This is a genomic window from Ilumatobacter sp. (assembly GCF_030065885.1).
Lineage (GTDB): Bacteria > Actinomycetota > Acidimicrobiia > Acidimicrobiales > Ilumatobacteraceae > Ilumatobacter.
The window spans coordinates 55289-80997 of sequence record NZ_JASJCS010000001.1; the positions used below are offsets into that span (position 1 = coordinate 55289).

25 protein-coding genes are annotated in these 25709 nt (G+C 70.5%); 13 read left to right on the forward strand and 12 right to left on the reverse strand.

Features of this window, described 5'->3' with window-relative positions:
- Positions 1-37: 37 nt before the first annotated feature.
- From QNJ12_RS00240 to QNJ12_RS00250, 3 genes are all read right to left on the reverse strand, one after another.
- Positions 38-1729: an ABC transporter ATP-binding protein gene (locus QNJ12_RS00240; RefSeq protein WP_300617271.1), complete on the reverse strand. Its 1692-nt coding sequence runs from the start codon at positions 1727-1729 to the stop codon at positions 38-40.
- A gap of 133 nt (positions 1730-1862) precedes the next feature.
- Entirely contained in the window at positions 1863-2348 is a 486-nt protein-coding gene (locus tag QNJ12_RS00245) for a hypothetical protein (protein ID WP_300617275.1), read from the reverse strand.
- 71 nt (positions 2349-2419) lie between these two features.
- The gene (locus tag QNJ12_RS00250; RefSeq protein ID WP_300617278.1) at positions 2420-3013 is read right to left on the reverse strand and encodes a hypothetical protein; all 594 of its coding nucleotides are present in this window, start codon (positions 3011-3013) and stop codon (positions 2420-2422) included.
- Between the two features lie 130 nt (positions 3014-3143).
- On the opposite strand from QNJ12_RS00250, the gene QNJ12_RS00255 reads away from it, so the two are divergent.
- Complete coding sequence (locus QNJ12_RS00255; RefSeq protein WP_300617281.1) at positions 3144-3662, forward strand: type VI secretion system tube protein Hcp; 519 nt, start codon at positions 3144-3146, stop codon at positions 3660-3662.
- A 64-nt stretch (positions 3663-3726) separates the two neighbouring features.
- Here QNJ12_RS00255 and QNJ12_RS00260 read toward each other — a convergent pair whose 3' ends face one another.
- Positions 3727-4179: a flavodoxin gene (locus tag QNJ12_RS00260; RefSeq protein WP_300617284.1), complete on the reverse strand. Its 453-nt coding sequence runs from the start codon at positions 4177-4179 to the stop codon at positions 3727-3729.
- A gap of 166 nt (positions 4180-4345) precedes the next feature.
- On the opposite strand from QNJ12_RS00260, the gene QNJ12_RS00265 reads away from it, so the two are divergent.
- Positions 4346-4882, forward strand: a complete 537-nt coding sequence (locus tag QNJ12_RS00265) for a hypothetical protein (protein WP_300617287.1) — start codon at positions 4346-4348, stop codon at positions 4880-4882.
- 131 nt (positions 4883-5013) lie between these two features.
- On the opposite strand, the gene QNJ12_RS00270 is transcribed toward QNJ12_RS00265, so the two are convergent.
- Together QNJ12_RS00270 and QNJ12_RS00275 are read right to left on the reverse strand one after the other, a co-directional pair.
- Positions 5014-6465: a wax ester/triacylglycerol synthase domain-containing protein gene (locus QNJ12_RS00270; RefSeq protein ID WP_300617290.1), complete on the reverse strand. Its 1452-nt coding sequence runs from the start codon at positions 6463-6465 to the stop codon at positions 5014-5016.
- Positions 6466-6552: 87 nt separating this feature from the next.
- Positions 6553-7128: a hypothetical protein gene (locus QNJ12_RS00275; RefSeq protein WP_300617292.1), complete on the reverse strand. Its 576-nt coding sequence runs from the start codon at positions 7126-7128 to the stop codon at positions 6553-6555.
- 209 nt (positions 7129-7337) lie between these two features.
- Between QNJ12_RS00275 and QNJ12_RS00280 the strand changes: the two genes are divergently transcribed.
- Both QNJ12_RS00280 and QNJ12_RS00285 read left to right on the forward strand, forming a co-directional pair.
- Positions 7338-8756 (forward strand): diguanylate cyclase, encoded by a 1419-nt coding sequence (locus QNJ12_RS00280; RefSeq protein WP_300617295.1) that lies wholly within the window; start codon positions 7338-7340, stop codon positions 8754-8756.
- Between the two features lie 57 nt (positions 8757-8813).
- On the forward strand, positions 8814-9842 hold the full coding sequence (locus QNJ12_RS00285) for a phosphotransferase (protein WP_300617298.1): 1029 nt from the start codon (positions 8814-8816) through the stop codon (positions 9840-9842).
- A gap of 54 nt (positions 9843-9896) precedes the next feature.
- On the opposite strand, the gene QNJ12_RS00290 is transcribed toward QNJ12_RS00285, so the two are convergent.
- The gene (locus QNJ12_RS00290; protein WP_300617301.1) at positions 9897-10832 is read right to left on the reverse strand and encodes an alpha/beta hydrolase; all 936 of its coding nucleotides are present in this window, start codon (positions 10830-10832) and stop codon (positions 9897-9899) included.
- Positions 10833-11082: 250 nt separating this feature from the next.
- Here QNJ12_RS00290 and QNJ12_RS00295 point away from each other — a divergent pair, with 250 nt between their 5' ends.
- Positions 11083-12444 carry an alkaline phosphatase gene (locus QNJ12_RS00295; RefSeq protein ID WP_300617303.1) on the forward strand — a complete coding sequence of 454 codons (1362 nt, stop codon included), beginning with the start codon at positions 11083-11085 and terminating at the stop codon, positions 12442-12444.
- Between the two features lie 83 nt (positions 12445-12527).
- Here QNJ12_RS00295 and QNJ12_RS00300 read toward each other — a convergent pair whose 3' ends face one another.
- Complete coding sequence (locus QNJ12_RS00300; protein ID WP_300617306.1) at positions 12528-13709, reverse strand: RtcB family protein; 1182 nt, start codon at positions 13707-13709, stop codon at positions 12528-12530.
- Between the two features lie 151 nt (positions 13710-13860).
- Here QNJ12_RS00300 and QNJ12_RS00305 point away from each other — a divergent pair, with 151 nt between their 5' ends.
- The 7 genes from QNJ12_RS00305 (at position 13861) to QNJ12_RS00335 (ending at position 21032) form a co-directional block, all read left to right on the forward strand.
- Positions 13861-14754 carry a bifunctional helix-turn-helix transcriptional regulator/GNAT family N-acetyltransferase gene (locus QNJ12_RS00305; RefSeq protein WP_300617309.1) on the forward strand — a complete coding sequence of 298 codons (894 nt, stop codon included), beginning with the start codon at positions 13861-13863 and terminating at the stop codon, positions 14752-14754.
- A gap of 111 nt (positions 14755-14865) precedes the next feature.
- A complete protein-coding gene (locus tag QNJ12_RS00310; protein WP_300617312.1) occupies positions 14866-15621 on the forward strand; it encodes a hypothetical protein in 756 nt (251 codons plus the stop codon).
- 19 nt (positions 15622-15640) lie between these two features.
- Complete coding sequence (locus QNJ12_RS00315) at positions 15641-16852, forward strand: nitroreductase family protein (RefSeq protein WP_300617315.1); 1212 nt, start codon at positions 15641-15643, stop codon at positions 16850-16852.
- A gap of 569 nt (positions 16853-17421) precedes the next feature.
- Complete coding sequence (locus QNJ12_RS00320; RefSeq protein WP_300617318.1) at positions 17422-18609, forward strand: LLM class flavin-dependent oxidoreductase; 1188 nt, start codon at positions 17422-17424, stop codon at positions 18607-18609.
- Between the two features lie 10 nt (positions 18610-18619).
- The gene (locus tag QNJ12_RS00325; protein ID WP_300617321.1) at positions 18620-19249 is read left to right on the forward strand and encodes a hypothetical protein; all 630 of its coding nucleotides are present in this window, start codon (positions 18620-18622) and stop codon (positions 19247-19249) included.
- Positions 19231-19740, forward strand: coding sequence for a hypothetical protein (locus tag QNJ12_RS00330; RefSeq protein WP_300617324.1), 510 nt, complete (start codon positions 19231-19233; stop codon positions 19738-19740). The genes QNJ12_RS00325 and QNJ12_RS00330 overlap by 19 nt, the downstream gene beginning before the upstream one ends.
- Before the next feature lie 47 nt (positions 19741-19787).
- A complete protein-coding gene (locus QNJ12_RS00335; RefSeq protein WP_300617328.1) occupies positions 19788-21032 on the forward strand; it encodes an MFS transporter in 1245 nt (414 codons plus the stop codon).
- 26 nt (positions 21033-21058) lie between these two features.
- Here QNJ12_RS00335 and QNJ12_RS00340 read toward each other — a convergent pair whose 3' ends face one another.
- From QNJ12_RS00340 to QNJ12_RS00355, 4 genes are all read right to left on the reverse strand, one after another.
- Positions 21059-22027 carry a quinone oxidoreductase gene (locus tag QNJ12_RS00340; protein WP_300617331.1) on the reverse strand — a complete coding sequence of 323 codons (969 nt, stop codon included), beginning with the start codon at positions 22025-22027 and terminating at the stop codon, positions 21059-21061.
- A gap of 10 nt (positions 22028-22037) precedes the next feature.
- On the reverse strand, positions 22038-22673 hold the full coding sequence (locus QNJ12_RS00345) for a hypothetical protein (protein WP_300617334.1): 636 nt from the start codon (positions 22671-22673) through the stop codon (positions 22038-22040).
- Positions 22674-23020: 347 nt separating this feature from the next.
- The gene (locus tag QNJ12_RS00350) at positions 23021-23815 is read right to left on the reverse strand and encodes a DUF169 domain-containing protein (protein WP_300617337.1); all 795 of its coding nucleotides are present in this window, start codon (positions 23813-23815) and stop codon (positions 23021-23023) included.
- A 31-nt stretch (positions 23816-23846) separates the two neighbouring features.
- Positions 23847-24773 (reverse strand): hypothetical protein, encoded by a 927-nt coding sequence (locus QNJ12_RS00355; RefSeq protein ID WP_300617340.1) that lies wholly within the window; start codon positions 24771-24773, stop codon positions 23847-23849.
- 70 nt (positions 24774-24843) lie between these two features.
- On the opposite strand from QNJ12_RS00355, the gene QNJ12_RS00360 reads away from it, so the two are divergent.
- On the forward strand, positions 24844-25707 hold the full coding sequence (locus QNJ12_RS00360; protein WP_300617343.1) for an SMP-30/gluconolactonase/LRE family protein: 864 nt from the start codon (positions 24844-24846) through the stop codon (positions 25705-25707).
- Positions 25708-25709 lie beyond the last annotated feature (2 nt).

A 25709-nucleotide genomic window follows, 5' to 3' on the forward strand; every position in this document is an offset into this window, starting at 1 on the left:
ACGGGCCAGACCCTATGCGTGCCCGTGACAGCGAGGGTCAGCCGACCAGGAGGCCGTCCTCGAGGCGCACGAGGCGAGGACAGGCTGCGAGCGCGGACTCGCGGTGCGACACGACGATCGCCGCGCACGACTCACCGAGCGCGTCGATCGTCTTCGTGACCACTTCCTCCGCGGCACGGTCGAGTGCGCTGGTCGGCTCGTCCATCACCAGCAGCGACGGGCGACCGGCCAGCGCTCGGGCGATGCACACGCGCTGGCGTTGCCCACCCGACAGCGCCCGGACCCCGCGATCGCCGACGACCGTCTCGTACCCCTGCGGCCACGACATGATCTCGTCGTGGATGCCGACGGCCGCCGCGGCCTCCTCGATCGATTCGTCGGTCACGTGCGTCCGGAACAGGCGGATGTTCTCGCGCACGGTCGCCGTGATCAGCACCGGCGTCTGCGGGACGGCCGCCACCTGGCGTGACCACGATGCCAGCGAGAAGTCGGTCGACTCGTGGCCGTTGACGGTGACCCGCCCCGCCTCGGGTTCGAGCAGTCCGAGCAGGATCGCCAGCACGGTCGACTTGCCGGCGCCGGACGGCCCGACGATGCCGACCTTCTCGCCCGCGCCGACGACGAGATCGACGCGATCGAAGATCGGGGGCTGAGCGGCGTCGTAGCGGAACTGGACCGCCTCGAGCTCGACCCGCTCGACAGGTGCGAGCTCGACGTCGCCGGTGACGAACCGGCTCTGCCGGTAGTGCTCGAGCCGTGCGTTCACCTCGTGGACGAACGGGAGCGACTCCTGGACGGCGAGCGCCGAGGCGTGGATCGTCCGGCTCTCGAGGAGCGCGCGGACCATCAGCAGCACGACCGTCGTGGCGGCGGCGAGACGGATGTCGCCCCAGGTCAGCAACGCGCCGAGCCCCCCGAGCAGGACGGCGAACACCAGCGACCGGTACAGGGTCGGCGTCGTCAGCTTCAGCACCCAGCCCCGGTACGCGAGGTGCGACACGCGTTCGGCCTCGACCTCGAGGCGAGCCGCAGCGTCGTCGACGGTGCCGAAGAAGCGGTACTCCTTCGCCGCGTTCAACATCTCGTTCGAGTTCCGCCCGTAGTCGAGGCTCGCTTGTCCCTGCTCGTGTCCGATCCGCTGCGCCATCCGCTGCACGGGCAACATCAACAACAGGAAGACGCCGGCGATCAGGCCGATCGCCACGAACGCCACGGCGTCCACCACCGCGGCGGCGACAGCGAGCACGAGCAGCATCGTGATCGAGGAGATCGCGTTGGCGGCGGAGTATCCGACCAGCCCGACCCGAATTGCATGCGTCATCAACAGGTCCTGCGTCAGCCCGACCGGCTCGCTCTGCTGCCGGGTGAACGAGGCGTCGAGGTAGCCGCGGGTCAGGCGATCACGCACGCAGGAGATCGGGAACGCACCCATCCGTGAGATCACGCGGGCCTCGACGACGCGCAGCACGATCACTGCGACCGTCGCTGCGAGCCCGCCGATGACGAGCGCCGCCACCGAGCGGCTGCCGAGCACCGGCAGGTCGGCGGCACCGTTGTCGCCGCCCGATTCGACGCTGGCGGCGAGCGAGCCGATCGATGCGAGCACGCCGGCCTCGAGGACACCCGCCACGCCGCCGATGACCACGAGACCGAGACCGAGCGAGCGATGGTTGCGAGGCAGGAACGGCGCCAGTGCGGCCAACCCGCTCTTCGACCCTGCGGGCTCCATGGCGGCGAACTCTACCTGCCGCCCGTTCGGGGCACCCGCAGGCTCCCCGCTGTTCGACCGGGACCGCCCGCCTCGACACCCTCGTCGACGCCCCGCCGCGATGCCCGGGCGACGGTGACCCGAGCCACACCCGTCAGTTCCGGCCGATCGACGCGTTCCAGGCCTCGTTGCGGTCGACGTACCACTTGACCGTCAGCGGCGCCGACCACCAGGCGACGATCAGCGACGGCGGCGCCCCCGACAGGAAGCCGACCCACCCGAAGAACAGCGCGAGCAACCCGCCGCCCCACAAGCCCGCCAGCACGGTCGCGACCCGGCGCACGGTGCGCACCGTCGCGTCCTCACCCTCGTAGGGCACTGCGTAGAGCGCCACCACGCCGGCGACGGCGAACGCGAGGAACGGTCCGGTGAAGGCGCCGAAGAGCGCCCCGACCCGCCCGAACGCGGACGCCGAGCCGACCGACAGGCTGTCCTCGATCGTCATCAACCCGAAGTTGGCGACCGTGCCGACGGCGAAGCCGCCGGCGATCGTGACCAACCACGCGCGCCAGAAGACGCCGACGAACACGCCCCCTGTTGTCGGCGGGCGCTCCACGTACGTCGACGTCGCCGGCTCCACCCGCCGAGTGTCGCACGCCGCGCCGGTGGATCAGGCACCACCGGTTCGCGTCCGTCGCTTCGGCCTGCGGCTCAGGACTCCGCTCCGTCGGCATGCGGCAGGCCGAACCAGATCACGGCCAGGAGGATCGGCAGCGTGAGGACGTGACCGATCGTCCACAAGCGGATCGCCATCGGCCCCAGCTCCCACCGGTCGGTCACCACGAACTCGACGTCGCCGCCGAACAGCTGCGCGTACCCACGACCGGCGTCGTCGTACTCCCGGTCCTGCAACTTCACGAGGTTGAAGCGGATCACCGAGCCGGTGATCAGGCCGGCCAGCGCCCCCAGGAGCGCGACCACGGCCGGCCACGGGATGTCGTACAGGACCCGGTACGCGAACCACGCACCGCCGACCAGCGCGACGACTGCGACACCTGCGGCGAAGAGGCCGTGCAGCTCGGCGACGCCCTCGGACGGCGATGCCGCCACGCGCACGTCGCTCCCGGGTTCGTACCCGTACCAACCGGGGTCGGACTCGTGCGTCACGAACTGCCACGCGCCGGTGACCGACACCCCGACGAGACAGACGATCGACGCCCACGTCAGCACCCTCACGCCCCGTTGCTGCCGCTCGGTCAGGTTCGACCGGAACCGGCGACGGGCCTCCTCGAGCCTGCTCGACATGTCGGAACGGTACTGCTCGCCGCAGCGCCACCGGCCCGCCCCCACGCCGACACGTTCGGGAAACGGCCCCCTGCAGCCGCTTGGTACGTTGATGTCACGACTGACGGCGAGACGACCAAAGGAGCATCTCATGCCCATCCTGGTGAAGATCGACGGTCTCAACGGCCACGGCGACGCCATCATCGCGGGCTACGGCGACGGCGACTGGTTCACCGCCGACTCGTTCTCGTTCGGGGTCGAACGCGAGATGAAGGAGTCGGGCGAGAAGGGCGGCACCGAGGACATCAACATCGGCGTCGGCGAGCTGCAGGAGTGCACCATCTCGAAGTCGATGGATGCCGCGTCGGCGGTGCTCGCCCAGTACGCCGTCAACGGCAACAGCGCAGGCGGCGCCCAGATCGACTTCCTGCAGATGGCCGGCGGCGACCAGAAGCCGACGGTCTACCTTCGCTACAAGCTCGACCGCTGCTTCGTGAAGAGCTGGTCGACGAGCGGCGACGCGGACGATCGCCCCACCGAGGAGGTCGCGTTCTACTTCAACAAGATCGCGTTCGCGGTCGCCGGCGGCGGACAGGTCTTCGGATGGGACGACGTCAAGAACACCAAGTGGGACCAGCACGAGCTCGAACCCATCCCATCACCGGGCTGACGCGCCGTTCGGTCCGGCAGTCCCTCGCATCCGAGTTCGTTCGCCCGCCTGGAACCGAGCGGAGTCAGGACATGAGGCCGGCTGCCAGCGCGGCCCCGAGCTCCCAGCAGGCGGTGAGGTCGTCGCGGGTCGGTTCGCCGATGACCCGCAACGGCGCCTGTGTCTCGCGCCAGTCGAGCCCGGTGGTGATCTTGGCGATGTCGCGCAGCGCGCCGTCGACATCGTTGTTGCCGTGCACGTACACACCCACCGGTCGCCCTCGGGTGTCGTCGAGGCACGGGTAGTAGATCGTGTCGAAGCAGTGCTTGAGGGCGCCGCTCATCGTGCCCAGGTTGGCGGGCGTCCCCAGCACGTAGCCGTCAGATGCGAGCACGTCGGCCGCTGTGGTCGCGAGGGCGGCGCGGCACACGACCTGGACACCGTCGATCCCGTCCGCAGCCGTCCCGTCGCGCACGGCCTCGAAGAGCATGTGCATCGCCGGCGACGGGGTGTGGTGGATGATCAGCAACCGCGCCACGGCGCCATCGTCGCACGGTTCATCGATCGACCTCGTCACCCCGAGACACGCAGACCCGGGCCGTCCACACCGTTCGGGACGGAGCCGGCAGACCCCCGCCGCCGGGCGGCGTGACCGCACCGCGCTCGCGGTCGAGCCGGCTCGACCGGTCTGACAGGCTGCGTCGATGGCGATCGAGTCCGACGAGGCGCGGCTCTGGCCGGCGGTGACGGTGACGCGGACGATCGGCGCGACTCCTGGCGAGCTCTGGGCGGCGATCTCGATGCCGGGCAATCTCGAGCTCGCTCATCCGTTCTGCGACACGAATCCGGTCGAGGTGTGGCCGGGCATCGGCGCGCGTGACGAGATCCACTACCTGAGCGGATGGGTGTACCGCCGCGAGTGCACCGGGTGGATCGACGGGGTGGGCTACGACCTCAGCGTCGGCGGCGCGGGCGAGCAGCCGTCCCACGTGGCGTGGCGGATCGCGACCGATCGGTCGGCGACGGGTGAGGCCGGCGCCTCGCTGACGATCACGATCCGACCGCGGTCCATCGACGGCATCCCGAAGGTCGCTCAGCGACCCGTCCAGTTCGTGTACGTCCGGCGCCAGCTCCGCAACTACCTCGAATCGGTCGTGCGCGGCTTCGACTGGTACGTCACGACCGGACGGCCGGTTTCCCGCAACCAGTTCGGACGCCACCGCTGGTTCTCCGAGCGGTGAGCACCATCTCGACCGGCCGGCGCGGCAAGGCAGCCGTCGAACCGCCACGCAAGCCGCTCGCGCCCACCGACCGAACGCGTCAGCTGCCGCTGCCCTACGGACGGGTGAAGTTCTCCAGCAGAGCTGCCGGGTCAGAGCTTCACGAGGTCGCGGAACGCTTCGTCGACGGCATCACGGAAGTCGCCGGGCTCCTCGATGGCGATCGGGTCGACGAACAGGCCGATGCCGAACCCGCCGTCGTAGGAGATCCCCGTCGCGTTGCACGCCGTGCCGGCGACCGGGCCCATCGGGAGCATCTCGAGGATGCGGGCACCGGCGATGTAGAGCGTGAACGGCGCCCCGCGCAGGTTCGAGGTGGCGAAGTCGACGTGGGCTGCCCGCGCCCTCGCAGCCCGGGTCACGACAGACGTCGGCAGCAGGTTGACGACACCCGCCAGAGCGCCCATCCCACCACCGTGCGACAGCGCCTCGCGCTTCTCGGCGAGGCGGACGTGGATGTCGGCGATCCGCTCCTCGAACGGCATCGGGCCGCCCGGCACCTGCACCGGGACCGGCGTGAACGAGTTGCCGCCGACCGCCTTGTCGTTGCGTGTGCTCAGCACGAAGCTCGTGTTGAACGCGTCGACCTCGACGCCGCGATCGGCGTGGTAGCGCACCGCACCCTCGACCATGCCCGCGAGGAACAGATCGTTGACCGACGCATCGATGCGCTTCGAGGTCGCCTTCAACTGCTGGAGCGACGTGCGAACGGCCTCGAGGTGGCGATGGCGTGATCGCCTGACCCACAGCGGCGAGCCGCCGGGCACGTCGTCGCCCGAGCCGATCGCGCCACCGACAGTGGTCTTCGCCGCCGTGACCACGTCGCTGACGGTCTCGACCGCGCGGCCCGGGTCGGCCGGCCAGGCCGCGAACTCGCCGGCCACGCGGCGGGCCAGACCGAGCTGGCGGCGGGCCAGGTGTCCGACGGCACCGACCGTCGATTCGAACACGCTCTCGCCGAGGTCGCCGCCGAGCTGGTGCGGCACGTGGGCCGCGACGGACTCGGCGATCACCGCGTCGAGGTCGACATCCGGTGGCGGCGGGTCGTCGGGTGACAGCTGCTGGTAGAGCTCGGCCATCCGCATCTGGCCGATGCCGTCGGCGACCACGTGGTGCACGATCGACCAGAGCGCCGAGCGGCCCCCGCGCAGCCCGTCGATCACCACGTAGCGCCACAGCGGCCGGGTGCGCTCGAACGGTTCCTGGTACAGCGTCGACGCGAGGTCGAACAACTGACGTTCGGTGCCCGGCTTGGGGAGTCGCACGTGGCGGACGTGGAAGCCGAGGTCGAACTCGGCGTCGGGCACCCACACGGGCGTCGCCAGGCGGCCGATCCCCGGGACGACGCGCTCGTGCAGGCGGGGCAGCCCGACCACCGCGGCCCGCATCGTCTGGAGGAAGTGATCCATGTCGAGCGGCTTGTCGAGGATGGTCAGCGCCGCGCCGCTGGGGTTGAGCCAGGGATCCTTCTCGACGTTCCACATCAGCGCCTCGCTGTCGGACATGCGATGCGCGAACCGTTGCTCTCGTTCTCGTGCTGCCATGATGCGACGCTCCTGCGAGGTTCCATCATCCCGCCGGCGAGGCCCACACGCCAGGGCCGGACGACCCGCGATGGCGGGCCGGCGACGTCAGGGCGTGGGCAGCCGATCGGGGACGACGCGGCCGCGCTCGTCGCGGAATCGCGCGTCGAACGCGTAGGCCTCGGCTTCGAGCGGGTTGCGGTGATACGCGGTCGGGTTGCGGATGTGGCCCGGCACGTCGCCGCCGCCGGCGAGGTAGCCCTTGCCGTACTCGCAGGCGAAGTCGTCCTCGCTGCCGTAGCGCCGAACCTGATCGACGTGCATCACCTCGTGGACGAGCTTGACGAGGTCGGTCGGATCGTCCTCGTCGAGGTTGTCCCGCCAGTAGATCGTGTAGCCGAACGTCATGCCGTAGATCGACCCGGTCTGGCTGAAGCGGTTCGACGGCAGCCGACAGCGGGTGCGGACCCGGATCGCGTTGACATCGAGCTCGGGGAACAGCTCGCGCATCAGCGCTCTCGTCCCGGGACGCAGCTGCCGGCGGGGGCGATGGAAGTTGGCGATCTGCGCCGACCGCTTCGTCTCCCGGTAGATGACCTTCCCGAGGTTGCAGCCGACCGGCTCCGCCGCGCGCTTCCACCCGAACACTTCGCCGATCGACCGCAACGTGCCCCACAACGACATGCCTCGAGTTTCGCACTCTCAGCGCGCTGGTGCTCCGATTATTCACCCTCCGTGCCGGAAATCTCCGATATATCGGAACATGCCCTGGTCAGCGGCATCTACGCTCGCGAGATGAGCGAACACGGTCGCCGTCGGGCGGAGCGCCGACGATGACGACTGGCCGCGACACCGCTGGCCACGATCGGTCCGCTGACGACGCGCCACGATCCGTGGGGCTGCCCGGGGAACCGACCGGCGGGCAGCCCGACGACTGGTCGCCGGACCCCCACTTCCCGCAGGACCCCGAGTTCTACCGGCGGGTGCTCGACCACGTCCCGACCCCTCTCCTCGTCGTCAACTCCTCCGGCGAGATCATCTACGGCAACCGCTCGATGGCCGAGCTCGAGGGCCGAAGCACCGAGGAGAGCGTCGGGAGCAGCATCCTCGGCTACATCCACCCCGACGACATGGAGTGGGTCGTCGAGGCGTTCGTGCAGCTCGTCGACGAACCACGACCTCGCCTCACCCACGACGTCCAGCCGTGGGCGTCGGTCCACGTCCGGATGATCGGCCGCGACGGGACCGAGATCCCGCTCGAGGTCACCGCCACCGGTGCGGTCTCCGATCCGGTGATCGGCGGTGTGATCTACGACGTCCGGCCGGCCCGCAACCAGGCCGTGCTGACCAGCGTGCTGACGGGCCTCGCCAGCGGCGACAGCGACCGCGAGCTGCTCGGCCACGTCGTCGACCTGATCGCCAACCCGCCACTCGACCTCGACGCCGTGATCCTCGAGCAGGGCGAGGTCGGTGCGTTCGGCGTCCTGGCCGCCTCGCGCGACGACCTCGGCGACGCCTTCCAGGGCCACACCGAGGCCGCCCCCTGGGACCAGCCGGCCCGATCGCCGACCTTCGTCGACGTCGCCGACCTGCCGGCGCCGATCGCCGAACGGCTGACGGCGCTCGGCTTCGTCGACCTGTGGCACATCGCCGTCGAGTCCGAGATCGGATCCCAGTCCTACCGGATCATCACGTGCTCGCCGTCCCACCACACGCCTGCGACCGGCGTGATCAACCGCGTGATCCGCGCCGGCGAGCTCGCCTCGATCGTCCTGCTGCGGGCCCAGACCGATGCCGCCCTCGAACACGCCGCCGCCCACGACCACCTCACCCAACTGCTCAACCGGACCGGCTTCCGGCAGCGGGCCGCGGAGATGCAGGCGGCGCACGTCGGCGACCCGATCGCCGCGCTGTTCGTCGACCTCGACGACTTCAAGCCGATCAACGACGAGTTCGGCCATGCCACCGGCGACCGCGTCCTGCAGATCACCGCCGAGCGCCTGCGTGGCGCGTGCCGGGACGGCGACATCGTCGCTCGCCTCGGCGGCGACGAGTTCTTCGTCATGCTCGGCCGGCGGATGGACGAGCCGGTCGACGCCATCTCGGCCAAGGCGGTCGCCGATCGCATCGTCGAGGCGATCGGGCAGCCGATCCACGTCGACGACGTGACGACGCAGGTCACCGCCAGCGTCGGGTTGGTCGTGGCGGACGCGGGGCTCGACGTCGACGAGCTCCTCGCCCGCGCCGACCGGGCGATGTTCTCCGCCAAGCGCGCCGGCGGCGACCGGCGCCACATCGGCCCGCACCACTGATCCGGTCCGGTGGCGCGCCGGACGTCGCTCGCTGCGGCGACGTGCGAAGATCGATCGATGCACGACGAGGTGCTCGCCAGGTGCCGGGCCGCGCTGCCCGGCTGGCGCGAGCTCACCGTCGCCGACGTCGAGTTCGACGCGCCGAAGGGATTCTCGTCGTTCACGATGGGCGTCCGACCGCTGGTCGCCGTCGATCCACCGGCGGTGCTGTACCGGCACCTCGCCGGCAAGGAGAACGCGATCCTCGACGCCGCTGCCGAGCGCGACGTGTTCCTGCTGCTCGGCGAACATCACATCGCGGCGCACTGCTACCACGCCGACGACGTCTGCCGGATCGAGGAGTTCTACACGGGCCGCACGCTGACCGCCGACGACCTCACCGACCACGAGGTCCTCGGCAAGATCGCCGACCAGCTGTACCGGTTCCACCAGATCGAACCGGGCGGTCTCCCGGCACCGACCTTCTTCGAGCTGCTCCACGCGAGATGGGGTCCGATGGCCCGCTCGGTGCTCGACGACCGGCGCGACGAGTTCCCCGCCGACGAGCGGGCCCTGTGCGACGACCTCACCGAGATGCTCGCCGATCGGACGCTCTCCATGGTGCTGCGATGCCTCCCCGACCCGGTCGAGCGGCCGCCGGTGTTCTGCCACAACGACACCTACCACGGCAACGTGATGCTGCTGACCGACGGGTCGATCAGGCTGCTCGACTTCGAGTTCTCGTGCCGCAACCACGTGGCGTTCGACTTCGCGAACCTGTTCGCCGAGACGGTCATGGTGCACGGCCTCGCCGACCCGCCCCACTTCACGATCGGCGACCCCGCGTACACCGACGACGACATCGGCGCGCTCGTCGGGGCCTACCTCGACAACGCCGGGTTCGCGACCTCGGCGGCCCGCGCAGCCGAGCACCGTACGCTCGTCGACCAGACACGCCGGGCGATCATGCTCTCGGACTACATGTACGCCATGGCCGCGCTGCCGCTCGCGCTGCAACCGATCCAGAAGATCCGGTTCCTCCCGTACGCCCACCGGCGGTTCCACCGGTTCCTCGACTCGTGGCAGCGCGAGTTCGGGAACCACTGACCCGACGGGTGCCGCACGATCGAACCCACGTCGCCGCTCGGCAGGTCGTCGCGGCTACGTGTGCGTGGCGGAGAAGAACTGCTCGATCCTGTCGAGCGTGAACAACGGCCGCTCGAGGTGGACGAAGTGCGCGCACTCGGGGGCGACGTGCACGATCGCATCGGGGTACGCGGCGGCGACCTCGTCGTGATCCTCGACCTCGATCAGCGGATCGGAGTCGCCGACGATGATCTCGACCGGTCGCTCGGTGTGCGGATCGAGCTCCCACTCGGGCATCAGCTCGGCGAGTCGCAGGAAGTCGATGCCGTCGGTCGTGCGCGACGACACGATCGCCCGGCTGATCACCTCGTCGTCGAGCTCACCTGGATCAAGCATGAACCCGCGCAGCGCAGTGCGAACCACGGCGAGCTCGGCGCCGCGGAGGAAACCCGGCAGCCGGGGCCGGCCGAACGAGGAGATGCGGGCCAGGCCCTTCATCGCGAGCAGTGCCCGACCGGGCCGGTCGAGGCCGTTGCGGCCCTGGATCCGACCGACCGTGCCGGGGAGTGGCGAATTGAGCAGGACGGCGCTCGACACGACCTCGGGATGCGTACGGAGCACCAGACCGGTCAACACGCCGCCCATGGAGTGCCCGACGATGCGCCACGGCGGCGGTGCGAGCTCGGCGAGCCAGTCGACGAGCTGCCCGACGGTCTCGCGGCGATGCTCCTGCGGAGCCAACAGCTCGGGCGACATGGTGGGTGCGAAGACGGGGCCGAGCTCGGCGAGCGATGGCATCAGCGGCGCGAAGATCGCACCGTTGTTGCCGATGCCGTGCAGCAGCATCAGCGGCTTCGCGCCCTTCGGTGGCCGAACGACCGACTCGGGCACGGTGAAGAAGCGCGACCCGTCACGGGGGTGCCACTCGCGTTCGGTCTCGTCGGCCCAGGTCGGCCTGACGACCGCGCCGTACTCGCCCACCGGCGCGCCCGACACGACAGATCCCTTCACGCCACCCACCGTACCCGTGGGTAACCGGCACGAGCAGGGTCATTCGTCCCGTCCACGACGGTGCCGGCGTCACCCAGCTCGACAGCTTCGCACCGACGGCCAGGGCCGATGGGCCCGGGACCTTTGGCCCTATGGGCGGGTTGGGCCCGGGCGCACGATGAAATCGCATCCGGCCCTCCGTCCGGAGCAGGTCGGCTGCAGAACGGAGGTGCAGGAGATGATACGAACGCGCCCAACCAGGCTGCTCTGCATGATGGCGGCCCTGACGCTCACCATGGGAGTCACCGCGTTGTCGGCCACCTCTGCCGACGCGAAGCCACCGGCCACGAAGAACGTCATCGTCATGATTGCCGACGGCTGGGGCTACAACCACGTCGACGCGGCGAGCTACTTCGAGTACGGCAAGCCCGATCGGCAACTGTTCAACCGGTTCCCCGTCGAGCTCGCCATGAGCACGTACATGGCCTACGAGGAGGGCCACGCGTGCAGCGGGGTCGGGTACGACCCGGACGCTGCGTGGGCCGACTTCGCGTACGTGACCACGTGCGCGACCGACTCGGCAGCGGCGGCGACCACGATGTCGACCGGCGTGAAGACCGACAGCGGCACGATCGGACTCGACATCGACGACCAGCCGCTTGTCCACGCGCTGGAGCGCGCCGAGGAGCGGGGCATGGCGACCGGTGTGGTCACCAGCGTGCAGCTGAGCCATGCCACCCCGGCGGGCTTCGTCGCCCACAACGTCTACCGCGGGAACTACGCCGACATCGCCAACGAGATGATCTACGACAGCGCCACCGACGTCGTCATGGGTGCCGGGCACCCGTTCTACGACGACGACGGCCTGCCGCAGGTACCGGCGATCCCCAAGGACTGGCGGTACGTCGGCGGCGACGCGACGTGGTGGGACCTCGCGGCCGGTACGGCCGGCGGTGACGCGGACGGAGACGGCTTCGACGACCCGTGGCTGCTGATCGACGAGCGGGCCGAGTTCCAGGGCTTGATGTCGGGTCCGACCCCAGCGCGCGTCTTCGGCGTCGCGCCGGTCGAGGACACGCTCCAGCTGAACCGGGGCGGCGACTACCTGGCCGATCCGTTCGTCGTCCCGTTCATCGAATCGGTGCCGACGCTCGAGGAGATGACCGCTGCGGCGCTCAACATCCTCGACGACGATCCTGACGGCATGTTCCTGATGGTCGAAGGCGGCGCCGTCGACTGGGCGAGCCACGGCAACTACGGACCGAACGCATCGGGTCGGATGATCGAGGAGTTCATCGACTTCGAGCGCTCGGTCGAGACGGTCGTCGACTGGGTCAAGCGGCACAGCAACTGGGGCGAGACGCTCCTGATCGTGACCGGCGACCACGAGACCGGGTACCTGAATGGACCCGGTTCCGACCCGACCTGGGAGCCGATCGTCAACAACGGCGCCGGGACGCTCCCCGGCATGGAGTGGCACAGCCCGGACCACACGAACAGCCTCATCCCCCTGTTCGCCAAGGGTGCCGCAGCACGCATGCTGCGCCACGCCGCCGACTACCACGACGGCGTCCGCGGCCCGTACCTCGACAACACACAGCTGGCCGAGGTGCTGTTCACCGCAATCGGATAGCGCTCCGAGCTCGACTCGGGCCACCGCGATCCGGCCCCAGCCGGACCGCGGTGGCACGCCATGAACCACCCGTCCGCCGTGGTTCAGGTTCCCTTGTAGTTGAGGATCTGGTGGAGCGTGTGCTCGATCGTCACCAGGTCGGCCTGCGCCGCCATCACCTCGCCGATGTCCTTGTAGGCCCGCGGGTCCTCGTCGATCAGCCGCTTGGCGTCGCGCTGGTTCCACGCCTTGCCGCGCATCTCGGCGCGGAGCGTGTCGACGTCGAGGCGCTTGCGCGCCGCTGTCCGGGACATCCGGCGGCCGGCGCCGTGCGAGCACGACTGGTACGACGCCTCGGCGCCGCGACCCGACACGATGAACGACTGCGCACCCATCGAGCCGGGGATCACGCCGCGGTCGCCGACGCGAGCCCGGATCGCACCCTTGCGGGTGAGCCAGACCTCGGTGTCGACCCCGTCGATGCGGTGCGTCTCGAGCTCGGTGAAGTTGTGATGGCAGTTGATCTCGTCGACGATCGCCACGGTGCGTCCGAGGAACCGCTCGACGCACTCGTGCACGAGCGTCAGCATCCGCTGCCGGTTGCCCATCGCATAGCGCTGCGACCAGAGCATGTCGGCGATGTACGCGTCGAACTCGGCCGTGCCCTCGCTGAGGTATGCGAGGTCGCGGTCGGGCAGCTCGATCGCCCGCTGCTTCATGATGTCCTTCGCGCCGTCGATGTGGATGTTGGCCAGCTGGTTGCCGACCCCGCGGCTGCCGGAGTGCAGCACGATCCAGACCCGGTCGGCCTCGTCGAGACAGATCTCGACGAAGTGGTTGCCCGAGCCGAGCGAGCCGAACTGCTCGCGCGCCTTGCGGGCCAGCTTGTCCGTCCACCACGCCTCGCCGCGCTGCGCCGTCACGGGCAGGTCGGGCATGTCGTCGTCGACGACGTCCCAGTGGCCCTTACCGACACCTGCCGGCACGGCGCGGGCGATCGAGCCGTGCAGGGGCTGCAGGTCGTCGGGCAGGTCGCCGGCCACCAGGTCGAGGCGGGCTGCGATCATCCCGCAACCGATGTCGACGCCGACCGCTGACGGCACCACCGCACCCTTGGTCGGGATCACCGACCCGACCGTCGCGCCGTACCCGTAGTGGGCGTCGGGCATCAGCGCGATCGGGCCGGGGATGAACGGCAGCGACGCCGAGCGCTCGGCCTGCTCGCGTGTCTTCTCGTCGAGATCGGTCGCCCAGGAGAGGACGTTGTCGGTCAGCTTCGTCGGCATTGCTGCCTCCCTTCTTCATCGTGAACTCGTCGCCGCCCGTTGTCGAGCGGCGCACCATCGTGGCCGTGACGCCCGGCCGGTTCGAAGCCGGTTTCGTCCGGCGTCGTCGCCGACTCGCCCCGGCCCCGATAGCTGACTAAAGTCAGCGATCGTGGATGCCGTCGAGACACTGCGCCGGTTCAACCGCTCGTACACGCAGCGGATCGGTGTGCTCGAGGCGTCGTACCTCGGCACGGGTCGGGCGCTGGGGCCGTCCCGGGTGCTGTTCGAGATCGGCACCGGCGGCGCCAGGGTGGCCGATCTGCGCCGGCGGCTCGGCCTCGATTCCGGCTATCTCAGCCGACTGCTCCGGGGTCTCGAGGGCGAGGGGCTGGTGGCGGTCGAGCGAGACGCCGACGACGGCCGGCAGCGGATCGCCCGCCTCACCGGTGCCGGTCGTCGCGTCTGGGCCCGACTCGACGACCGATCCGACCGGAAGGCCCGCCGGATGATCGAGCCGCTGTCCGAACGTCAGCGGGCCGATCTGGCCGACGCGCTGGCGCGTGCCGAGCGGCTGCTGCGCGCGGCGAGCGTCGAGTTCGTCGTCGCCGATCCCCGCGGTCACGATGCCCGCCGCGCCCTCGCGAGCTACTTCGCCGAGCTCGACGCCCGATTCGACGACGGGTTTGACCAAGGCGCGGGTGGCACTGCCTCCGATGCGGCCGAGATGAGTCCGCCGAACGGGGCGTTCGTGCTGGCGTTCGAACAGGGGATCGCCGTCGGCTGCGGCGGGCTCCAGCGCATCGACGAGCACACCGCCGAGATCAAGCGCATGTGGATCGACCCGGCGTGGCGCGGGCTCGGTCTCGGCCCCCGGCTGCTGGAGCGGCTCGAGATCGAGGCACGCGTTCGCGGCCATCGACGAACCGTGCTCGACACGAACGAGGTGTTGCTCGAGGCGGTGGCGATGTACGAGCGCGCCGGCTACCACCGCATCGGGCGATACAACGACAACCCCTACGCGCACCACTGGTTCACGAAGGACCTCGACGGCGGCCCATCCTGAACGGCCGTCAGGCCGCTCGACCGACGTGACGGCCCCGAGCGCCGCTTCGCCACGCCGCAGCCCCGGACGCTAGGAATCGGGTCACACGCCACGCAGCGGAAGGGGGAACGGATGGACAGCGTCACCGTCGCACGCAGCATGCGGGGCTCGATCGGCATGCTCGCGATGGACTGGCTGATGGCCGAGTCGACGCGGACGACGGCCGAGGAGCGAGGCCTCCCGGCCGGCCTCGCCGCCTATGCGGTCGGGCGGCTCGGTGTGCTGGGCGACTGCCCGGTCGACAACGTCGTCGGCGCCGCCTGCTTCTGGGAGCCCGACTTCATGCGCGGCCTCGTGATCGAGGGGCGGTCCGCGGCGACGCCACACGACGGGGCCGCGATCTACGCGGCCATCTGCCAGGAATGGGGCGAGCAGAAGCTGTTCGCGTTCGGCGGAACCGAACGGCTCGGCGAGCTCTGCGAGCGAGTCGTCGCCCACGCCAGCCCCCTGGGCGCGCCACTCTTCGTGGGGTGGCGCGACCAACACATCCCCGTCGAGGAGGGCCCGGCGCGCACGTTCCAGCTGTGCCAGGTCATGCGGGAGCTGAGGTTCAGCCGCCACACGATCGCCGTGCTGGCGTCGGGCATGAGCCCGCTCGACGCGATCCTCAGCGGCCCGGCCGGCGAGTGGAACGCCGAGTTCTTCGGGTGGCCGAAGCCGTACCCAGACGAGGAGTACGTCGCCTCGCTCGCCGAGCAGCGCACCGAGATCGAGGCGCACACCGACCGGCTCCACGCCGCCGACTTCGAGGTCCTGACCGACGACGAGCGCGCCGAGCTGCGCGACCTCGCCAAGGCTGCGCGGGCCCACGCAACCGAACGCACGTGACCCGTCCTCTGGAGCACTCATGACCGACTATCCCGACACCGGCATCGACGTCGCGTCGATCGACAAGGCGCTCACCACCACCCGGGCGGTTCGGCTGCGGCTCGACCTCGAGCGGCCGGTCGACGACCAGATCATCTACGACTGCATCGACATCGCCGAGCAGGCGCCCTCGGGCGGCAACCAGGGCAGCCGCCGATGGGTCGTCGTGCGGGACCCGGCTGTGAAGGCCAGGATCGCCGAGCTGTACATGGCGACCGGCGGCGAGTTCATGCTCGGTGCCCGGGACAAGATCGCCGGGACCGGCCACCCGCAAGAGCGGGTGATGCAGTCGGCCGCCCACCTCGCCGAGCACCTGGCCGAGGTGCCGGCGATCGTGATCCCGACCATCATCGGCGTGCACGACGGCAGCGGTCGGCCCGGTCTGTTCGACTCGGTCATCCAGTCGGTGTGGAGCTTCTGCGTCGCGCTGCGAGCGCGCGGGCTGGGCACGGCCTGGACCACGGCGATCCTCGGCAAGCGCGACGAGCTCCGCGAGGTGCTCGGCGTCCCCGACGGCAACACCCAGATCGCGATGATCCCGGTCGCCTGGTACACGGGCACCGACTTCACGACCGCGCCTCGATATCCGGCCCGCGAGATCACCTACCTGGACCGGTACGCGCACACGTGGGAGTCGGGACCGAGCGATCCGCCCCGTCTCGCGGACGGGCCGGGGACGGTGGTCGAGGTCGACATCAAGGCGCCGACCTCCGAGGTCTGGAAGCTCGTGACCGACATCGGGTTCGGCGCGAGGTTCAGCGACGAGTTCACCGGCGCCCGCTGGGTCGACGAGGACGACGGCACCCCCGGCGGGCCCCGGCTCGGCGCCCAGTTCATCGGTGCCAACACCCACCCGGCGATCGGCGAGTGGGAGGTGCCGTGCTTCGTGCACCGCTACGTCGAGGGCAAGGAGTTCGGCTGGTGCACGTCCGACCCCGACGATCCGGGCGCCCGATGGCGCTTCGAGGTGGCGTCGATCGCCGGCTCGACCCGGCTGCGCTACTCGGTGATCATCGGGCCCGGGCCGTCGGGCATCAGCGCAGCGATCGCGAGCATGCCCGACAAGGAGCCGCGGATCCTCTTCCGCCGCATCGAGGAGCACCGCGCCAACATGCAGCGCGTCGTCGACGGCATCAAGGCCGAGCTCCATTGGGAACCCGAGCCCGACCGCGCCAACCCGATCTTCGAATGATCGGGCTCCGCGGCGGTCGAGCCACTGGCTCGATCCTTCGGAGCTACGGGGCTCGCTGACGCTGCGCTCCTCGCCCGGCTGGATCGCTGCGAAGCTGCCCATCCGCGCGGCCGGCGCTGCTGCGCCTCCCGAGCTCGCCGCCTCAGCGAGCGCTTCGACACTGCGAGCCTTCCGGGCTCGGCCCGCGTCCGTGCCGCGATGCAGTCGGCCGGCGAGATGGGCGATCGAGCGGGCGCTGCTACGCAACTGATGAGATGTGTCCGGCACATCTCATCACTCGAGGAACTCAGGAACACCTGCGGTTCACGAGAGCGCGCCGCGAATGCAACGGCCGCGGTCATCATGGACTCGGCAGCGATCTCGGCCGCCCCGCGACAACCGGGCGCCCCTCTCCCGTCGTCGACACCAGTCTCCCCCGGTGCGAACGCCAGTGAGCTCGCCGCCGCGACGAACCCCTCACGTCGCAGTCGGAGCGGCGCGGGGACCGGCACCTCCCGTCCCCGCGCAAGGCCCACGTCGACGTGTCGCACGGGGCGGCAGGTCGCCCGCAGAACTGGAAGACTCGGCGGATGCGAGTCGACGCCAACTTCTACGGCAGCGTGCCGATGCCCGACGCCGGCGCCGGCGCACCAGCACCGGTCGACCGGCGCTACGGCAACGCCGACTTCCTCGCCTGCTACGACCACCTCACCCATTGGGCCGGCACGATGGACCGGCTCGGCTACGACACGATGTGGCTCACCGAGCACCACTTCCAGTACGAGGGGTACGAGGTCACGCCGAACCTGATCCTGTTCGGGCTCCATCTCGCGAAGGAGACGCAGCGGCTCCGGCTCGGCCAGATGTTCAACATCGTGCCGCAGTGGCATCCACTCCGGCTCGCCGAGGACGCAGCGATGATGCAGATCCTCACCGGCAACCGGATGCAGTTCGGCGTCGGCCGCGGCACCGTGCCGCGCGAAGCGCAATCGCTCGGCGGCGTGGTGGCGTCCGGCGACAACGAGATGTCGGCCGAGCTCGATCGCCAGAACCGCGAGCTGTTCGAGGAGTCGATGGAGATCATCAAGGCCGCCTGGGCCAACGAGACGTTCTCGTACACCGGGAAGCACTTCGTGTTGCCGCCGCCCGGCATCCCCGACCGGGGCTCGACCGTGCAGGACCTCACGCTGATCCCCAAGCCGATCGCACCGATCGACATCTGGCAGGCGGTGACGACACCGCCGACGCTCGAGTACTGCGCCCGGGTCGGCCACCACGCGGTGCTGCCCGCGCGCGGGCCGCAGGTGACGAAGCGGTGGTGGGACGACTTCGCCGAGCGGGCGGCCGAGCACGGCTGGCACCTCGGTCCCGGTGAGGCCCGGTGCCTGGCGATCAACGCCCACGTCGGCCGCACGTCGGAGGGAGCACGCCGTACGGCCCGCAACCCGCACGACGAGTGGATCAAGTTCCTCGCGCCGTACGGGCGGTTCCGCGGCTACGCGATGCCCGACGGCAGCCCGGCGCCCTTCGACCACCGCCCGCCGCTCGAGGACAGCATCGACCAGCAGGTGATGGCGATCGGATCCGTCGAGGAGGTCGCCGACACGCTCGGCACGTATCGCGACACGCTCGGCTGCGAGCACGTCGTGCTCTTCTTCGACATGCCCGGCCTGACGCAGGAGCAGATGGACGAGCAGCTCGAACTGATGGCCGGCGAGGTGCTGCCGCGCCTCGGGGTGACGCTCGACCCGACCGCCGCCGCGCCGACGGTCACCTGACGGTCGTGTGATGCTGCGCAGCTACTTCATCGTCCGCGAGGGCGCCGAGCGCCTGCTGTTCCTCTTGCACGGCTGGAGCGCCGAGCAGCACCACCTCGCGGCATACGTACCGCTCGTCGACCCGGACGAGCGGTTCACCGCGGTCTGCCCGCGGGCACCGCTCGCCGTGCCCGAGGGCGACGGCGCCTCGTGGTACGACCGCGTCGACGGCGTCCCGGTCGCAGGGTCCTTCCACGAGGCCGTCGCTGTGGTCGACGAGCTGATCGTGTCCCGCACCGAGCAGTTCGGCGTTCCCGTCGAGCGGTGCGTGGTCGGCGGCTTCTCACAGGGCGGCTTCCTGGCGCTGGCGCTCGCACTGCGGACCGGGGCACCGGCGTACGGTGGCGTCTGGGCCATGTGCTGCGGGCTCCCCGAGGTCGACGGGCTGGACCTCGATCCGTCGCCGACGGCCGGTCGCGGCCGGCCGGCGCTGGTACAGGTCGGCGAGCACGACCCGATCATGCCGCCCGAACGTGGGCGGGCGGCTGCGGCAACACTGCGGACCGCCGGCTGGGACGTGACCGAGGCCGGGTACCCCATGGCGCACAGCCAGAGCATCGAGATGATGATCGACGCGAGACAGTGGCTCGCCGGTCTCTGATCGGGGCCGTCGCAGCCGTGCTGATCACGGCCTGCGGCGCCGGCGACGACGTCGACCCGTCCGAAGCGGCGCAGACCCCGATCGGCCGGGCGATCACCGACGACCTCCTGAGCACGAGCCCGGCGCTGACCGAGAGCGAGGCGACCTGCGTGAGCGGCCGCATCGTCGCCGGCATCGGCGAGGCCGAGCTCGAGTCGATGGGCGTCAGCGGCGAGTCGATCGCCCGGCTCGGCGAGGCGACACTGTCCGGCGATCAGATCGAGGCGATCGTCGAGGCCTGGTCCGCCTGCATCGACATCCGAGCGCAGGCGGCGCGCTCGTTGTCGGTCGAGATCGGTGACGACGCCGCGGCGTGTCTGAGCGACGGCATCGATCTCGACCTCGCGAAGGAGCTGCTCGCCGCGAGCCTGGGTGGGACGTTCGACCTGAGCGACAGCGCCGTCGCCCGGGTGGCGGTCATCGCTGCCGGCTGCGGCATCCTGATCGGCTGACCGCCCACGATCCGACCCCGTCTGCGCCGCGGTGCCAGGCTGGGGCCATGACGACCGCCGCCACCGCGTCGAGCGCGCCCGGCACGGGGCCCTCCGGGAACGGCGTCGGCGGTCTGCTCGGGATGCCGGCGTTCCGCGGGCTGATCGTCGCCAACGTGCTCTCGGCGATCGCCTTCGGCACGAGCAGGTTCGTCTTCGTGTGGCTCGTCGGCGAGCTGACCGAGTGGAATCCTGCGACGGCGATCCTCGGCATCCTGATCGGGCTGCCACCGCTGCTCCTCTCGGCGTGGGCGGGCTCGCTCGCGGATCACATCGATCCGCGGCGGCTCGGTGTCGGGCTGTTCGCGATGAGCGCCGCCGGGTTCGGCGTCACCGGCCTGCTCGTCGCCACCGACGTGATGACGGTTCCGCTCGCCATGGTCTGCGGGTTCGTCACCGCGATCGCACCGTCGATGATCATGCCGCAGATGCAAGCGCTGGTGCCGGCGATCGTCCCCGCCGGCCGGCTGATGCAGGGAGTCGCGCTGCAGAACCTGAGCATGATGGTCTCGGTCATCGCCGGCGTGTTCCTGGGCGGCGCCGTCATCCAGGCGTTCGGTGTCGCCGCAGGGTTCTGGCTGATCACGATCGCCGGTGTCCTGGGCGCACTCCGCTTCGCCACGATGCCGCTCCCCGACCGCGCCCCGCCGACCGATCGCCGCGGCGCCGTCCGCGAGGGACTCCGCATCGGCCTCGGCACACAACCGCTGCGATCGCTGCTCGGCATCACCGCGGTGATGGGCCTCGCGATCGCGACCTCCACGCTGCTGCTGCCCGAGTTCGCTCGCGACGTCCTCGGCAACGAGTCGCTCGCTGCCAGCGCGCTCAACGTGTTCATGAGCCTCGGCATGATGGCCACGTCGATGGTGCTCGCGACCCGCTGGACTCCCAGCCGTCCCGGTCTGGTGCTGACGGTCTTCTCGGTCACGTTCCTCGGCGGTGGCCTCATCGCGATCGGGTCGTCGCGCGCCTACCTGGTGACCGCACTGTTCTGCCTGATGTGGGGCCTGGCGGGCGGGGTTGCGATGACGCTGTTGCGGACGCTCACGCAGATGAACACACCACCGGAACTGATGGGGCGGGTCATGGGCCTGTCGATGATGGCCCAGAACGGCGCCTTCCCGATCGGCGCGCTGCTGCTGGTGGGGCTGGTCTCGGCGACGTCGGTGAGCACGGCGATGGTGATCGCCGGGTTCATCTGCGTCGCGTGCACGGCGCTGATCGCGGTCGGCCCTCACGTACGCCGGCTCTGACCGCGACGACCCCGACGCCGAGTCGGCTACGGGATGAGCAGGACCTTGCCGGTGGTCTGGCGCCCCTCGAGCGCACGGTGGGCGTCGGCGGCATCTTCGAGCGCGAAGCGGGCTCCGATGCGCACGTCGAGCCTGCCGTCGGCGACCCAGCCGTAGAGGTCGGCGGCGCGGCGCTCGAGCTCATCGCGCTCGGCGATGTAGTCGAACAGCGTCGGCCGTGTCAGGAAGATCGATCCGTTGCTCGACAGCGTCAGCGGCGAGACGGGGTCGACGGGGCCGGAGGCGTTGCCGAACGTGGCCATCGTGCCGCGCTTGCGGAGCAGGCTCAGACTCTGGTCGAACACCGTCTTGCCAACGCCGTCGTAGACGACGTCGAGGGGCCGCGCGCCTGCGATCCCGGTGATCGCCTCGGCGAAGTCGACGTCGCGGTAGAGGATCGTGTGGTCGGCGCCTGCCGCGCCGGCGAGCTCGGCCTTCTCCGGGGTGCCCACCGTCGTGAAGACCTCGGCGCCGAGCAGCTTGGCGATCTGGATCAAGAGCAGCCCGACGCCGCCGGCGCCGGCGTGCACGAGGCAACGGCTGCCCTCCGTGAGGGCGTAGGTGTCGGTCGCGAGGTAGTGGGCGGTCATGCCCTGCAGCGGCAGTGCGGCGGCGGTCTCGAGGTCGACCGACTCGGGGACGGCGACGACGCGATCGGCCGGCAGCGCGACCTTCGTCGCGTACGAACCAGGGCTCCCGGGCCAGGCGACGCGGTCGCCGATCGACCACATCGTCACACCGTCACCGACGGCGACCACCGTGCCCGACCCCTCCAGCCCGAGCACCCATGGCAGCGGCACCGCGTAGAGGCCGGTTCGCTGATAGGTGTCGATGAAGTTCAGGCCTGCAGCAGCGGTTTCGACCACGATCTGTCCTGCGTCGGGCTCGGGATCGGGCAGCTCGCGCCACACCATCACCTCGGGTCCGCCCGCTTCGTCGATCTGGATGCCCCACATGGGCGCCACCCTACGAGCCGGCGTCGGTTCCTGCGGTGCCGTTCCCGCCGCCGTCGAGTGCGGCGAGCAGCGCCGTGCCTCGGGGCGAGAGCTCGTAGCCGGGACTGAGGCTGATCGTCAGACCGAGCGCCTTCAACTTGCGGACGTCGTTCTTGAACGGCTGCGTCTCCCGACCGATGGACGCAGCGAGATCCGGCGCGCGCACGTGCGGGTGATCACGGATCAGCCCGAGCACCTCTCGCGTCCACGGGCCACGCCGGCTGGCCCGGTCGAGGCGGTCGAGCCGGCCGCTGAGCTCGGCGAGCTCGGCCGCGCTCAGCTCGTCGCGCTCCCGCAGCTCGATGCGCGGGTCGGGCCCTGCGAGCCGGACGCGCACCCGGTAGAAGCGGCCCTCGGGCTTGCGAGTGAGCTCGGCGATCGCCTCGTCGAGCGACTCGTACCCGGCACGCCGGGCGTCGTCGGTGGTGATCTCGGACAGCTCGACGGTTTCGACCGCCGCGATGTCGAGCACGCCAACGGCGGTCCGCAGCGTGCCGCCGGCCTTGACCGTCGGGCGCTTCTGGCGCCGGAGGACCGTGTCGAGCTCGCCGGCTGCGATCCGGTCGAGGACGACCCGCTTGATCAGCACGAGGTCGTCCTTCGGCACGGACGTGGCCAGGCGAGCGCCATCGGGCCAAGATACGCACCCCGACTCCTACGGGTGCAGGAGGGCTGGTGTCCCACACAACGCTGACAGCGGACGCCCGCCTGCCGTGACGCCGACCCGTCGCGAGATGTGCCTGGGAGCCGAGCCGATGGGCGGGGCGACCCAATGGTTGCGGTGCACGATGTCGCCTGCGAAGCAAGGCGAGGAGAAGGCCGTTCGCCGCGCAAGGCGTACCTTTCCGCTGAAGCCCCCGGCACCTGTCGTCTCCCAGTCCATCCCGGGGTCCAGCCAGGGGCGAGCGTCGAAGCGGCGGCGCCAGCGCGCCGTCGAAGCGACGGCGAGCGCGGTCATCGATAGCTGACGCCGAGGCCGGCCCGGGCGTCGGTGTTCACGCCGTAGGGCGGGATCGGGTACCGCAGACCGTTGCGCGAGAGCGCATCGAGGCCGTCGATCACCTTCGGCAGGAACCCCGGCGGGATGGCCATCAAGAGCTCGTCCTCCATCACGCCGCCGTAGCGGCGCTCGGCGAAGCACGGGATCGAGAGGCTCGGCTCACCGGTGGCGAGCGCTCGCCCCCAGGAGTCGGCGCACGACGACTCGCCGACGCAGCCCCAGTCGAGCTTGCGATAGCCCGTCCACTGCAGCCCGTTGATGAACAGGATCATCTGCGCCGGCGTGGCGTAGATCAGGCAGACGTCGGGCGGGTCGAGGCGGCCGGTGGCGAGCGGCGACACGGCGAGCGCCTCGTGGGTGCCGAACGAGGGGAGATCCATCGCCGCCTGGTGCGCGGCTGCGTCCTCCGGCGACGAGTACCAGACGCCGGCGTACCGCTCGCCGCGCAGCCACTCCGCGTCACGCGGGTGCAGGCCGATGACCGCCGCGCACTGGTCGCCCACCAGGTCGGCCCTGGTGATGCCGACCGTCCAGCCGTTGCGCGCCGCCTGACCGACGATCTGATCGGTCGTGTGGATCGCCTGCGGCCGCCGGATCCTCGGCACGGCCTCCATCTCGGCGACGGTCTCGAACCGCTTCATGCCGATCGGCGTGGTGCGCAGCCGAAGCAGACGATGCAGGTCGTCGACCAACCGCGGCCAGTCGAGGTGGCCGGCGACGTCGACCGGGGTGCCATCGGGCTCGCTCATGGCGTCACCGTACGACGCCGCGGAGCGGGGATCAGAGGCGGTCGGCCGGGTAGCCCGCGTACGAGGCCTTGAAGACGCCCGAGTGCAGCAGCACGGTCGCGGCGTGCGCCCCGGTCGTCGCCGACGAGATCGTGTTGCGGATCCAGTACGACTCGACGCGACGGCTCTGGCCGACCGCCACCACCTCACGTTTGACCAGGTAGGCGTCGCCGACGAAGAGCGGTCCGGCGACGAGCCGCACCTCGAGGTCGACGAACAACCCGACCGCGGGGCCGCGCACCCGGAAGCCGCCGCCCGCCTTGCCCGACAGGACGCTGATCATCTCGAACGGCACGATCGGGCGACCCCAGGGGTTGTCGTCGGTCTCGTACCACGGGCTCGGCTCGGTGATCGCGTCGAGCTTCTGGCGCAGCGAGAACGGGTAGAGGTTGCCGTTCGCCGTCGTCATGTCGATCGACACCGCCGCGCGCGCCGACGCACGATCGCCGACCGACAGCTGATCGACGATGAACAGCTCGCCGGCGTCACGGTTCTTCGCCGCCGCCAACCGTTCGCCGAGCTCGGTGGGAGCGGCCGGGTCGACCGTCGCCGTGCCGGTGAGCACCGGTGTGCCGTCCGCCTTCGCGGCCTCGATGCGGGCTGTTCCCTCGCCGCTCGACGTCACCGACGCGACGACCTCCTCACCCTCGACCACCATCGTCCGGAAGTGCGCGCTGATGCACCCGGTCTCGAACCACCGCTGTCCCCACGCCGAGAAGGCCAGCGGGTCGAACTGCGAGAAGTGGGTCGGCCCCTCGATCGGCGCGCCGGTCAGACCGAGGTCGTCGGCGACGGCGCCGTCGTGAACGCTGGCGTGCCCGTCGTACTCCTGGTCGGCCAACATCTGTCTGGGACGACGCAGCGGCCCGCTCGTCGTCACGGCGTCGTCATGCGGGATGATCGGTGTGTCGAACGCCATCCGTCGAGCATGGCGCGGGTCGCCGCCCGGCCACGAGACGGCGCGCCGACGACCGCTACGGTCACCGATCATGACCGACGACGGCACGAGCGCCTGGACGCTGCTGGTCGACGGCGTCGACTTCGGGGAGGGCCCTCGATGGCACGACGGCCGGCTCTGGTACTCCGACTTCTACCAGCGGACCATCTACGCAGTGACGCCCGAGGGCGAGCGCACCGCGATGTACACCGACCTGCCCGATCGCCCCTCCGGCCTGGGATGGATGCCGGACGGCTCGCTCCTGGTGGTGTTCATGACCACCCGGCGGTTGATGATCGACCGCGGCGACGGCACCCTCCGCGACCACGCCGACGTGTCGGGCGTGGCGGCCTGGCACTGCAACGACATGGTCGTCGACGGCAACGGCAATGCCTACGTCGGCAACTTCGGTTTCGACCTCGAGGCGCAGTCCTCGTTCGCGCCGGCCGATCTGGCGCTCGTCCGGCCCGACGGGACGGTGGAGGTGGCAGCGACCGCGATGGCGTTCCCGAACGGGTCGATCATCACGCCCGGCGGTGACACGTTGATCGTGGGCCAATCGTTCGGCGGCGACTACCTGGCCTTCGACATCGCCGACGATGCGACACTCTCGAACCGCCGCCAGTGGGCCGAGATCCCCGGCACCGCACCCGACGGCTGCGCGCTCGACACCGACGGGGCGATCTGGTTCTCGGACGCGCTCGGCTCGCAGGTCGTCCGGGTGCGGGAGGGCGGCGAGGTCACCGACCGGGTGGCCACGCCGGCGCCGACGTTCGCCTGCATGCTCGGCGGCGACGACGGCCGCACGCTGTTCGCACTCTGCGCGCCCGGCTCGCACCCGGACGAGGTCGCCGACCGGGCGGCCGGCGCGATCTACACGATGCGGGTCGAGCACCCGCACGCCGGGCGTCCCTAGAT

Bases quoted from the DNA above. Each gene is read 5' to 3' on its own strand.
- QNJ12_RS00240 (WP_300617271.1), bottom strand. From the start codon at position 1,729: ATGGAGCCCGCAGGGTCGAAGAGCGGGTTGGCCGCACTGGCGCCGTTC.
- QNJ12_RS00250 (WP_300617278.1), bottom strand. From the start codon at position 3,013: ATGTCGAGCAGGCTCGAGGAGGCCCGTCGCCGGTTCCGGTCGAACCTG.
- QNJ12_RS00255 (WP_300617281.1), top strand. From the start codon at position 3,144: ATGCCCATCCTGGTGAAGATCGACGGTCTCAACGGCCACGGCGACGCC.
- QNJ12_RS00265 (WP_300617287.1), top strand. From the start codon at position 4,346: ATGGCGATCGAGTCCGACGAGGCGCGGCTCTGGCCGGCGGTGACGGTG.
- QNJ12_RS00270 (WP_300617290.1), bottom strand. From the start codon at position 6,465: ATGGCAGCACGAGAACGAGAGCAACGGTTCGCGCATCGCATGTCCGAC.
- QNJ12_RS00275 (WP_300617292.1), bottom strand. From the start codon at position 7,128: ATGTCGTTGTGGGGCACGTTGCGGTCGATCGGCGAAGTGTTCGGGTGG.
- QNJ12_RS00285 (WP_300617298.1), top strand. From the start codon at position 8,814: ATGCACGACGAGGTGCTCGCCAGGTGCCGGGCCGCGCTGCCCGGCTGG.
- QNJ12_RS00295 (WP_300617303.1), top strand. From the start codon at position 11,083: ATGATGGCGGCCCTGACGCTCACCATGGGAGTCACCGCGTTGTCGGCC.
- QNJ12_RS00300 (WP_300617306.1), bottom strand. From the start codon at position 13,709: ATGCCGACGAAGCTGACCGACAACGTCCTCTCCTGGGCGACCGATCTC.
- QNJ12_RS00310 (WP_300617312.1), top strand. From the start codon at position 14,866: ATGGACAGCGTCACCGTCGCACGCAGCATGCGGGGCTCGATCGGCATG.
- QNJ12_RS00315 (WP_300617315.1), top strand. From the start codon at position 15,641: ATGACCGACTATCCCGACACCGGCATCGACGTCGCGTCGATCGACAAG.
- QNJ12_RS00320 (WP_300617318.1), top strand. From the start codon at position 17,422: ATGCGAGTCGACGCCAACTTCTACGGCAGCGTGCCGATGCCCGACGCC.
- QNJ12_RS00325 (WP_300617321.1), top strand. From the start codon at position 18,620: ATGCTGCGCAGCTACTTCATCGTCCGCGAGGGCGCCGAGCGCCTGCTG.
- QNJ12_RS00335 (WP_300617328.1), top strand. From the start codon at position 19,788: ATGACGACCGCCGCCACCGCGTCGAGCGCGCCCGGCACGGGGCCCTCC.
- QNJ12_RS00340 (WP_300617331.1), bottom strand. From the start codon at position 22,027: ATGTGGGGCATCCAGATCGACGAAGCGGGCGGACCCGAGGTGATGGTG.
- QNJ12_RS00350 (WP_300617337.1), bottom strand. From the start codon at position 23,815: ATGAGCGAGCCCGATGGCACCCCGGTCGACGTCGCCGGCCACCTCGAC.
- QNJ12_RS00355 (WP_300617340.1), bottom strand. From the start codon at position 24,773: ATGGCGTTCGACACACCGATCATCCCGCATGACGACGCCGTGACGACG.
- QNJ12_RS00360 (WP_300617343.1), top strand. From the start codon at position 24,844: ATGACCGACGACGGCACGAGCGCCTGGACGCTGCTGGTCGACGGCGTC.